This is a genomic window from Sporomusa termitida, from assembly GCF_007641255.1.
GTDB lineage: Bacteria > Bacillota > Negativicutes > Sporomusales > Sporomusaceae > Sporomusa > Sporomusa termitida.
Genome location: NZ_CP036259.1, coordinates 3,852,783 through 3,863,550, shown reverse-complemented (window position 1 = coordinate 3,863,550; position 10,768 = coordinate 3,852,783). Strand labels below are relative to the sequence as shown.

At 49.9% G+C, this 10,768-nt stretch carries 9 protein-coding genes; 7 read left to right on the top strand and 2 right to left on the bottom strand.

Annotated elements, in window-relative coordinates:
* Positions 1–40: 40 nt before the first annotated feature.
* Complete coding sequence (locus tag SPTER_RS18130) at positions 41–601, top strand: beta-class carbonic anhydrase (RefSeq protein ID WP_144351670.1); 561 nt, start codon at positions 41–43, stop codon at positions 599–601.
* Between the two features lie 189 nt (positions 602–790).
* On the opposite strand, the gene SPTER_RS18125 is transcribed toward SPTER_RS18130, so the two are convergent.
* Both SPTER_RS18125 and SPTER_RS18120 read right to left on the bottom strand, forming a co-directional pair.
* Positions 791–1,279 (bottom strand): hypothetical protein, encoded by a 489-nt coding sequence (locus SPTER_RS18125; RefSeq protein WP_144351669.1) that lies wholly within the window; start codon positions 1,277–1,279, stop codon positions 791–793.
* 393 nt (positions 1,280–1,672) lie between these two features.
* Positions 1,673–2,023, bottom strand: a complete 351-nt coding sequence (locus SPTER_RS18120) for a helix-turn-helix domain-containing protein (RefSeq protein WP_144351668.1) — start codon at positions 2,021–2,023, stop codon at positions 1,673–1,675.
* A gap of 567 nt (positions 2,024–2,590) precedes the next feature.
* Here SPTER_RS18120 and SPTER_RS18115 point away from each other — a divergent pair.
* The 6 genes from SPTER_RS18115 (at position 2,591) to SPTER_RS18095 (ending at position 10,629) form a co-directional block, all read left to right on the top strand.
* Positions 2,591–4,015 (top strand): HD domain-containing phosphohydrolase, encoded by a 1,425-nt coding sequence (locus SPTER_RS18115; RefSeq protein ID WP_144351667.1) that lies wholly within the window; start codon positions 2,591–2,593, stop codon positions 4,013–4,015.
* Between the two features lie 441 nt (positions 4,016–4,456).
* On the top strand, positions 4,457–5,404 hold the full coding sequence (gene trpS, locus SPTER_RS18110) for a tryptophan--tRNA ligase (RefSeq protein WP_211367319.1): 948 nt from the start codon (positions 4,457–4,459) through the stop codon (positions 5,402–5,404).
* A gap of 330 nt (positions 5,405–5,734) precedes the next feature.
* Positions 5,735–5,869 (top strand): hypothetical protein, encoded by a 135-nt coding sequence (locus SPTER_RS25715; RefSeq protein WP_281289455.1) that lies wholly within the window; start codon positions 5,735–5,737, stop codon positions 5,867–5,869.
* A 196-nt stretch (positions 5,870–6,065) separates the two neighbouring features.
* Positions 6,066–7,835, top strand: coding sequence for a sigma 54-interacting transcriptional regulator (locus SPTER_RS18105; protein WP_246105348.1), 1,770 nt, complete (start codon positions 6,066–6,068; stop codon positions 7,833–7,835).
* A gap of 172 nt (positions 7,836–8,007) precedes the next feature.
* Positions 8,008–9,066 (top strand): Glu/Leu/Phe/Val family dehydrogenase, encoded by a 1,059-nt coding sequence (locus SPTER_RS18100; protein ID WP_144351666.1) that lies wholly within the window; start codon positions 8,008–8,010, stop codon positions 9,064–9,066.
* A 159-nt stretch (positions 9,067–9,225) separates the two neighbouring features.
* Positions 9,226–10,629, top strand: a complete 1,404-nt coding sequence (locus tag SPTER_RS18095) for an amino acid permease (protein WP_144351665.1) — start codon at positions 9,226–9,228, stop codon at positions 10,627–10,629.
* Positions 10,630–10,768: the final 139 nt, after the last annotated feature.

The window sequence follows — 10,768 nt, the reverse complement described above, 5'->3', positions numbered from 1 at the left end:
AAGCATGAAGATTAAACCGCAAGAAAGCAGGGGGAAAGATATGACTGTCTTAGAACAGATGCTTGCCAAAAACAAAGCTTTTGTGGACAGTACATCGCTGATTTATGAGCAAATCGGCAGCTATGTTGGCAAAGTACCAAAACGGAAGCTGGCCGTATTTACCTGCATGGATACAAGGCTGGTGGAATTTCTCGAGCCGGCTCTTGGTCTGAGGCGTGAAGATGCCGTCGTCATTAAAAATGCCGGGAATTCGGTGACAGGGCCGTTTGAGGCAACCATCCGCAGTCTGGTTATTGCCATCTACGAACTTGGTGTGCAGGAAATCATTGTGATTGGCCATGAAGATTGCGGTGTGGCTCACTCCAGCGCCGGTACCGTAATTAATAAAATGCTGGACAGGGGAATCTCGCCTGATGCTATAAAAATGATCAAAGATGAGCTGACAGTTTGGCTGGATACTTTCCACCATCCTCATGACAATGTGCGGCAAGTCGTTGGCCGGATAAGGAATAATCCGCTGATCCCGGCCGATGTACCGATACATGGCTTAATATTTGAGCCGCATACAGGCGAGGTATCTGTGCTGCTCAACGGGTATTAGCACAAGGCTGCCTCCTGGTGGCGTGGCTGGCGCATTGCCTTACTTGTCGCACGCATTGCGATAATATCGCAATAGCGGTTGTGTTTTTAGTTGTAAAATGGAGCCCAATAGCCCAAAATGTATAGCAACCGGTAACAAAAAAATCTGACCTGCAGCCAAGCAGGTCAGATTTTTTTTGTAGTTTTGTATTTAGAATTTCAGGGTTGCGCCAACACCCACGCCGTTCTCATTGCTGCCCCTGTCAGGCATAAAAGCATGGTAGTTAACGTTCAGGTCAACATTGCGGGCAATATTAAAGTTGGCACCGGCCTGCAATTCCTTGAAGTTGTTGCTGGCGACAAAGGAGGCATAACCTGTGGCATTAGGCGAAAGCGGCCCGTTTAGCCCCAGGCCTAAATACATGGAGCCAGAGCCGAAATCACGGTGGCCGATAATGCCTCTGAGCTCATTTGTCATCTGCAGCTGCCCGTAAATATCATCACTGCTGCCATAACGGCCACGGTCCACGTCCTGATAGCCGAGCGTGAAGTTATCGGCAAGTTTGTGTTCGAGATAGAAGGTGTCGCTGTCAACACCAAGCGCAGTCTGGCCTGTAGTCAGGTCATTGAGCGGGGCGGCAAAGGCCGGGGCACAGTTGACAAGCAGTAAAGCAGACAGCGCAAATATCGTTTTTTTCATGGAAATCCCTCTTTTCTTCAGTAAATTTACAGACGGAGAATTTATGTATATCAAATCGCCTCCGTACCCGCATTGCTGGTTCTATTGGTATTTATCACGACTAAAAAAGCGGTACATTGACGACGGCCAGGCTTTATCATAGCAGATAAATATGACAAATGTGTGACATTGTGAAATAAAAAAACCAAACAAACACTCATTCTCCGGCATAAATAACATAATCAAGGGAGAATGAGTTTTTTTTTATTGCTGTCGGTGCAGACCGTCCTGGCCGGCGGCCTGGTGCTAATCAAAATCTTTGGGCGGCTGTTTTGCCTTGTGCGGCCGGCGGCTAGGAAGTCGCCGGCATCTTTAGTCAGTTACGCAGGTTTGGCGGCGAATATAGCAACAGCTTTATTTCTTGCAGCAGCGAGCCCCTTTTTTAGTATGCTTGTGCAAACGGATCACAGCATAGATAATCTCTTTATATTCGTCTGGCAGATTGGGTATTTCCTCTGCAAGATCAAGGGGCGCCAGGGATGATGCCCTCGGGGTGTAATCATCCACGATGCCTAATAAATAATCAGAAGAAGTTTCATATAGATTTGCAAGAACTACCAGTGTATTGAGATCTGGAGCACTGACACTATTTTCATAGCCGGACAAAGTTTTGTTGTTAATCCCAGTGAGTTGATAGACCTCTACCTGAGTCAGATTCTGGCGCTCCCGGGCGAGCTTCAACCTTGATGCAATTTTGGGATTCAATGGTACGCCTCCTTTTACTATATAGCTTCAATTTAAGATTTTCTGGACATCTTCTTAGTATTTATGAAATAATCATTGACATTCTTAATTTCAAAGAAATATAATTATAAGTGCAATACTTGACGAAAAAAAGTAGTTTATGTTGAATCTTGCACGCAGCCGCTAGGCATGTCTGCCTGCAGTTTTACCGGGTAAGGTAATTATATTTCCCGAGATCAGGAATATGGACGAGGGGGCTGGGGAGGGTGAATGCGGTAGAATTTGAGGCAGCCAGCCCAGTGTGACCGCTGTTCCCAAATTGATCGTGTCAGCAAGGAGGCCACCGGGCATACTGAATCTGTAACAGCGGCTACGCAGGAATAACTCGCAGCAGCGGGAGAGCTAGCCGCAGCCGGTAAAGCGTTGGTTACAATGGCGGAGAATTGCAAAATACGGCTAAACGATTTATAATTTGATAAAGAAATCACGGCGTTTGGCGGCAGCGCAAGCCGGTGCCGCCTTTATTCAGACAAGTTGTATCTGGCTGGATAAAAAGAAAATTTGACCTGCCGTGTATGGAGGCAGCGTATGGAACATAGCTTTCAGCTAGCGGCATCGATGTTAAATTATGTTTCGGACATTATTTGGATGAAAGATACAAATGGCCGTTATATTATTGTCAGCGATTCATTTAATACCTTGTTCGGATTGCCCAAAAACTATGTTATTGGCAAAACAGACTTTGATTTTCAGCCTGTTGAGCGGGCCATCGACTACCAGAAGCAAGATCAACTGGTCTGCCAGCAGCGGTTGACTGCCACTTTTAAAGATTACCAGATCGCCGCCGATGGGAAAAAACGTTTTTTTGAGATTAACAAGCAGCCTCTTTGTGACGAAACCGACCAGGTTACCGGCATTATTGGCATTGGGCGGGATATTACCAGTCAGATTCGCATTAAGGAATATTTAAAATACTTCAGTTATTATGACCCCCTAACCGGTCTGTATAACCGTAATTATTTTGAGGAAATGCCCTATAAGCTGTACAAGCGGCAGGTCCAGGTTGCAGGGGTGCTAATCTGTGATATTGACAATTTGAAGCTGGTCAATGATATCATTGGCCGTGATGCCGGGGATGAGTGGCTAAAAGAAGTAGCCAACATTATTAAAAATGCCGTCAGTCAGCAGGGCATTGCGATACGTACCGGCGGTGACGAATTTGCCATTGTGATATACCATGCCACCCCGGAAATCTTGGCTTCTGTCAGCCAGGGCATCAGGCAGCAGCTGGCAGAAAAGAATAAGCAAGATCAATTACTGCCGTTAACCATGGCAATTGGCCAGGCTGTGGGTGATTTAACAGAGAATGACTTCTTTTCCCTGGTTAAAAGGGCTGAAGCAGGGATGTACCGGGAGAAAATGCAGCACATGCAAACGATGAGTGCCAGCTTGCTGAACACAGTGATCAAGCCGCTGTTGCTGCAGGATGCCGGCCTGGGCCGACAGGGTGAGCGCATCCGGCAGCAGGCGGCCGGTCTGGGGGCCGCTCTTGGTTTTACAGACGAAAGAATGCAACATTTACGGCTGTTTGCCCAGTTTCATGATATCGGCAAAATAATCATACCGGAGAGTATTTTACAAAAAAACGGATCCTTATCGGCCGATGAGTGGGCTGCTGTGCATCGCCATCCGGAGACCGGCTTTCACCTGGCCAGGCTGACGGTCGAACTGGCCCCGGTTGCCGACTGGATTCTTAAGCACCATGAATGGTGGAACGGAGCCGGTTATCCGCTTGGTCTTAAGGGCCGGGAGATACCGGTTGAGGCCAGAATCATTCAAATAGTGAATGCCTATGATGTTATGACCTACGGCCGCCCCTACCGCCAAGCCATACCGCCGGCCGCCGCTGTTGAAGAATTGCAGGGGCTGGCCGGGGTTAAGTTTGATCCTGAACTGGTGTCCTGTTTTGTCGGGCTGCTTGCCGCGGCCGGCAGCGCCGGCCTGAGGATTTAGAGGATTGTTTCCAATATATAATAAGTAGCGCCAAGCTTCAAGCATGTGTTGCGTAGATAATTAAAATAGTCAATAGGGCCAGAGTCCCTATTGACTATTTTTTACATTTTTTACTAAACTATAACAAAACTCATATGCTGCGACAGGTACCCTGCGGGGCTCTGAAATTTCAGACTGCCGGTTTTTCCTATGACCTGTGACTACGCCGGCGTATTCGGTCTAAGCTCATAGTTGTAAAAAGTTTTAAAGTAAGCCATTATTTCCTGGACCATATTAATAAGGACAAAGTTTTTGATTTTCTTAGAATTTAATATAGGGGGTTACAGACGTGCTTGCTGATGTTAATAGTAAAAAAGAAAAACCAATAATTTTAACAGGAGATAGACCTACGGGCCTTTGCATCTGGGGCATTTTATAGGTTCTCTTTCAAACAGAGTCAAGATGCAGGAAAACTACAATCAATATATCCTTATTGCCGATATGCAGGCTCTGACCGATAATGCCGAGAAGCCGGAAAAGGTTAGTCAGAACGTATTAGAGGTGGCAACCGACTATTTGGCAGTGGGTATTGATCCCGAAAAATCCAAATTTGTTGTCCAATCGCAACTACCTGATATTGCGCTATTAAGCATGATTTTTTCGAATCTTATTTCAGTGGCAAGAGTCGGAAGGAATCCAACTGTTAAGGAAGAGTTAAATCAGAAGTGGATCAAACATGATGTTCCGCTTGGCTTTTTTTCCTATCCGGTCAGTCAAGCAGCAGATATTGCAGCCTTTAAAGCCTCGATAGTTCCTGTTGGGCAAGACCAACTGCCTATGATTGAACTGACCAATGAGATTGTTAAAAAATTTAACCGTATTTATGGGCGAGAAGTATTTGTAGAGGCTACTGCTATTGTTCCCAAGATAGGACGTTTGCCGGGTATTGATGGCAAAGCCAAGATGAGTAAGAGCTTAGGTAATGTGATTAATCTTAAAGCTGAGCCAAAAGAGATTGAAAAAGCAGTAAAAATGATGTTCGCTGATCCTCATCATATTCACATTGAAGATCCTGGGAAGGTTGAAGGTAACGTTGTATTTGCTTATCTTGACGTTTTTGATCCTGAAAAAGAAAAACTAGAGGAGCTTAAAGCTAATTATGTGCGAGGTGGTTTAGGAGATGGCGTCGTAAAAAATCGGCTTAATGGCATACTGCAAGAAGTTATTGCCCCGATTCGTGCCGAGAGAAAACGGTTGGAAAGGGACCCAGGCGAAGTTATTCGGGTGGTTCAAGAAGGAACACTAAAAGCGAAGGAAGTTGTGCGTGCGACGCTCCAAGAAGTTAAATCGGTAATAGGAATCGATTATAACTCAATTTGGTCAAAATCGCGAGATAGAAAGAGACGGTAGGACGTCCGATTTGTCAACAATTTTTCAGTTGTTAAATAATAAGACAAATATGCTTGCAAGGACAAGTAAAGCTAATCTGTCACCGGTGTTTGTTATGCTCTTTGCGGCTGTTTTTCTGAAGGAAAAACTGGCGCGCTAACATCATACCTTCGAGATCATCTTTTATTTTATGATGACTGCTACCCTGGTATCGATACCGCTGCTGGGTCAGGAATTTGTCATTCCTGACCGGCTGGAGCTATTTTATTTGTTATGCATTGGCGTTGTTTCACTGCTGGGACAGGTATTCCTGACCAAAGCTTTTACCCATGAGAATGCGGTGGTTGTGAAGTGGTCCGTTATATCGGGATTGTCTTTAACGCCGGCTGGGGCTACCTCTTCTGGGCCGAGGTGCCTGATGCCCTGACCGTAGCCGGTGGCGTCCTGCTTGTCGGGGCCTGTATAGCCTTGCCGCGTAAGAAGTAAATTTTGTATTTGGGGGCCAGCCCTTCTCTGGTGACTGCGGCCCAGCCGCTTTAGCATAAAGTGCCTGAACAGCACTTTATGCTTTTTTATTGTATTTGTCCACTCCCAGGAGAGGAATTAAAAGAGACATAGAGAAATATGGTATTATGAGTGGACGTTTACATCTGCGGAGAAAGGCAGCCGGGGAGGGTTGTGTGTGGTGAAGGTTCGTAAGTTAATCACAAGCAACGACTGGAGTATTAGCAGCCGGGAAATGCAGGATATTTTGAATTCAACCCATGACGCCATTATCGCTGTTAATAAAAAAGGGATCATCATCCTGTTTAATACGGCAGCCGAGCGGTTGCTGGGGATTGCGGCCTGGAAGGCCTATGGCGAATACGCCCGGGACATTATCCCCGGCTCACGCCTGCACTGTGTGCTGGAGTCCGGCCGGCCTGAGCTTAACCAGCGGCAGGAGATCGGTGATGCCTGTATCCTTACCAACCGGGTTCCGGTCCGGGATGAGGATAACGGGATTGTGGGAGCGGTGGCCGTATTCCGGGATATGACGGAAATCCGCCAGTTAGCCGAAGAGATGACCTGCATCAAAGAAATGAAAAAATTGCTGGAAGCGATCATTAATACCTCGCAGGATGTTATCTCGGTTGTGGATGACCAGGGCAAGATTATCCTGGTCAACCCGGCCTATACGCGGCTGATCGGAATGCGTAAGGACGAGGTCATGGGGCAGCCTCCCACCATAGATATCCGCCAGGGCGAGAGTGTTCACCTGCGTGTCATGCAATCCATGGAAGCGGTACGGGGCGTGCCGCTCAAGGTCGGACCGGCCAGCCGCGAGGTCATTATTAACGCGGCGCCCCTGATCGTCGATGGCCGGTTGCGCGGCAGTGTAGCTATGGCCCATGATATTGCCGAATATAAATTTCTTTCCGCCGGCCTTAACAGCGCTCACTGCCTGATGAATCAGGGGCCAGCCCGGTATACATTTAATGATATAGTGGCCAGCGGATCCGTCATGCGGGCGGCAGTGGAAAATGCCTGCCGGGCGGCGCTGACGCCGGCAACTGTGCTGCTGGCAGGCGAGAGCGGGACCGGCAAAGAGTTGTTCGCTCATGCTATCCACAGTGCCAGCCCGCGGCAATACCGGCGGTTTATCCGGGTAAACTGTGCGGCAATACCGGAAACCTTGCTGGAGAGTGAGCTATTTGGCTATGAGGCCGGCGCCTTCAGCGGCGCGCTTAAGAGTGGTAAAAAGGGGCTGTTTGAAGAGGCCGACGGCGGTACCCTGTTTTTGGATGAGATTGGCGAGATTCCGCCTTCCCTGCAGGTAAAATTGCTGCGCGTGCTGCAGGAGCGGGAGATAACCCGGGTGGGCGGTGTCCGGGCCTTTGCGCTTGATCTGCGAATTATCGCCGCCACCAATAAAAACCTGGAAGAGGAAGTGAGAAAAGGCAACTTTCGCAAAGATCTTTTTTACCGGATTAGTGTTTTGCCGATAACGATTCCACCATTGCGTCAGCGGCGGGGCGACCTGCCGGAGCTGTCCCGGCATCTGCTGTCCAAACTCAACCGTGAGTATGGGCGCAGCGTGCAGGGGATAGCCGACGAGGCGGCGGCTGTGCTGGCGGCCTACAACTGGCCGGGCAATGTGCGGGAGCTGGAGAATGTCCTTGGCCGGGCGCTGATTAATATGCAGTTTAATGAATATACGATGCTGGCGGCCCATTTACCGCCGCTTGCCACCGGGGCCGGCGTACCTGCAGAGTGTAAGAACCCGGCCGACGGATCTGCTGACGGCCGGACGCTGGCCGAAATACTGGCGGAGGCGGAACGGCGGGCCATTGCCGGTGTTGTTGCCCGTTACGGAGGCAACCGGGCGGAAGCCGCCCGTCACCTCAATATATCTTTGCGCAGCCTGTATTACAAGCTGGAGAAATACGGCTTAAGCGGCAGCCCCGTATAACCCCGGGCTGCAAAATAGTTCACTGCAGGATTTTGCAATTGCTGCAAAGTCTTGCAGTGAATTTGTTTTGTCTGAGTGGTCAATACTGAGTTGGCGGGCTTGCTGAGTCTGGCATATTTCTTGCGATTAATAATGGTCAGATTGATCACTCACTTTTAAGGAGGGGATTGTAATGGGAATTTTTACAAGGATGGAGCAGCATGGGTACGAACAACTGGTGTTTTGCCACGATCCGGCTTCCGGCTTAAAAGCCATTATTTGCATCCACGATACCACGCTGGGGCCGGCGCTGGGCGGCACCCGGATGTGGCATTATGAATGTGAGGAAGAGGCCATCACCGATGTGGTGCGCCTGGCCAGAGGCATGACCTATAAGAATGCAGCCGCCGGGCTTAATATCGGCGGCGGCAAAGCAGTGATTATCGGCAATTCCAAAACCGATAAAAGTGAGGCCTTATTCCGGGCCTTTGGCCGTTTCGTCCAGAGTCTGAACGGGCGGTATATTACCTCGGAAGACGTCGGCACCGCCGTCGAAGACATGGATTATATCCACATCGAAACCGCCCATGTGGTTGGCCGGGGTGTGGCTGATCCCTCACCTGTTACCGCCTATGGTACCTGGAAAGGGATGAAAGCCTGTGCCGCCGAGGTGTGGGGAACCGATTCCCTGCAGGGGAAAACTGTGGCGGTTCAGGGACTGGGGCATGTGGGCTATACCCTTTGCCAGCATCTTCATGACGAAGGAGCCAAGCTGATTGTGACCGATATCAGTGAGGAGAATGTCAGCCGGATTGTTGCCGATTTTAGCGCCCGGGCCGTTGCTCCGCATGAGATCTACGGGGTTGCCTGCGATATCTTTGCCCCCTGTGCCCTGGGGGCTGTAATCAATGATGAAACCCTGCCCCGGTTACAATGCCGGGTTATTGCCGGGGCTGCCAACAATCAGCTGCAGGAAACGCGCCATGGTGATATTCTGCAGGAGCGGGGAATTCTGTATGCGCCTGATTTTATTATTAATGCCGGGGGCGTTATCAATGTGGCCGATGAACTGCAGCAAGGCGGTTATAACCGTGAGCGGGCCCTGCGCAAGGTAGACGGTATTTACAATAATATCGAGCAGGTCATTGCTATCTCCAAACGCGAAGGGATTCCGACCTATAAAGCGGCCGACATTTTGGCAGAGGCCCGGATTGCCGTGATCGGCAAGGTGAAAAAAACGCTATTACCATAGTTTGGTTCATACCACCCCTCCCTGCACCGGGATAATTGCCGGAATCAGTATTATAGTAGTTGTCGGCCGGCGGGGAGGGGATTGTTGTCATGATTTAGCCATAAGGGAGAGGTAAAGAAAAAAATAACCGAATATTCTGAGATAATAGGAGGGAAATACATGAGTCTGTTTCGTAAAAAAAATATTGCGGAACTAATCCGGACCAGCGAGAAAAATGGGTTGAGGAAGACGCTGGGGGCGACCGACCTGGTTTTATTAGGCATCGGCTGTATCATTGGCACCGGGATTTTTGTGCTTACCGGGGTTGCTGCGGCCAAATACGCCGGGCCCGGCATCATGCTGTCTTTTGTTTTGTCCGGTCTGGCCTGCGCTTTTGCCGCCTTAGCCTATTCCGAGCTATCCGCCATGGTGCCGGTTACCGGCAGTGCTTATACGTTTGCTTATGTGTCCATGGGGGAGGTGGTGGCCTTTGCGGTCGGCTGGGCGCTGATTTGCGAATACACGATCGGCTCGGCGGCGGTAGCAGCCGGCTGGTCAGGTTATATGGTCGGGCTGCTCAAGTCGGCCGGCATTGACTTGCCTACGGCCTGGACGGCGGTCCCGGCTGACGGCGGTATCCTGAATGTCCCGGCGATTGTAATTACTGCTTTCCTTACTTACTTATTAATGCTGGGAACCAGAGAGAGCGCCAGGCTCAACAAAATTCTGGTATTTATCAAATTAGCCTGTATCGGTTTTTTCCTGTTTATGGCCACGCCTCATGTTGACCCGTTAAACTGGCAGCCGTTTCTGCCTTTCGGCTGGGGCGGTGTGGCCACCGGGGCCGCCATCGTCTTTTTTGCTTATATCGGCTTTGATACTGTATCCACTGCTGCGGAGGAATGCAAAAATCCCAACCGGGATGTGCCGATCGGCATTGTCGGTTCGCTGGTTATCTGCACCGTGCTGTATATTGCCGTTGCGGCTGTCCTGACCGGGGTTGTGCCTTACTCCAGCCTGAACAACAGCGAACCGGTGGCTTATGCCTTGCGGGCCATTGGGATGAACTTCGGCAGTGCTCTTGTGGCCCTGGGGGCCATTTGCGGCATTACCACAGTACTATTGGTCTTTATGTATGGCCAGACCCGGGTGTTCCTGGCGATGGCCCGTGACGGCATGATTCCGCAAAGTCTGGTGAAGATTCACCCTAAATATAACACCCCGCATGTGATTACAATAATTGCCGGGTCCGTAGTGGCGGTGCTGAGCGGTTTGCTGCCGATCAACATTATTGCCGAGCTCTGCAATATGGGCACCCTTTTTGCCTTTATTCTGGTCTCCATCGGCGTAGGGGTGCTCCGCCGGACCCAGCCTGATGTACACAGACCTTTCCGCTGCCCGGCCGTTAGCGTGGTTGTGCCGCTGGCCGTGCTGCTGTGCGGGTACCTTATGATGAATTTGCCGGTAGAAACCCTGACCTTCTTTGGGGTCTGGTATATAATCGGCATGATCGTGTATTTTACCTATAGCCGCAAAAACAGTACGATGGCCTCAAAACCTGCTGAGGGTTCGTCAGATGACTAAGCGGCAGGCGATAAGCCGTTGATTTTTATTCCAGGAGGAAGTTATTATGCCCAAACAGATTTGAGGCGGCCGTGAAAGCCGGCGGGACCAGGGGCCGCAGGCCCAGCCAACAGGCTAGAGCTATGAACAATGCCCCTGC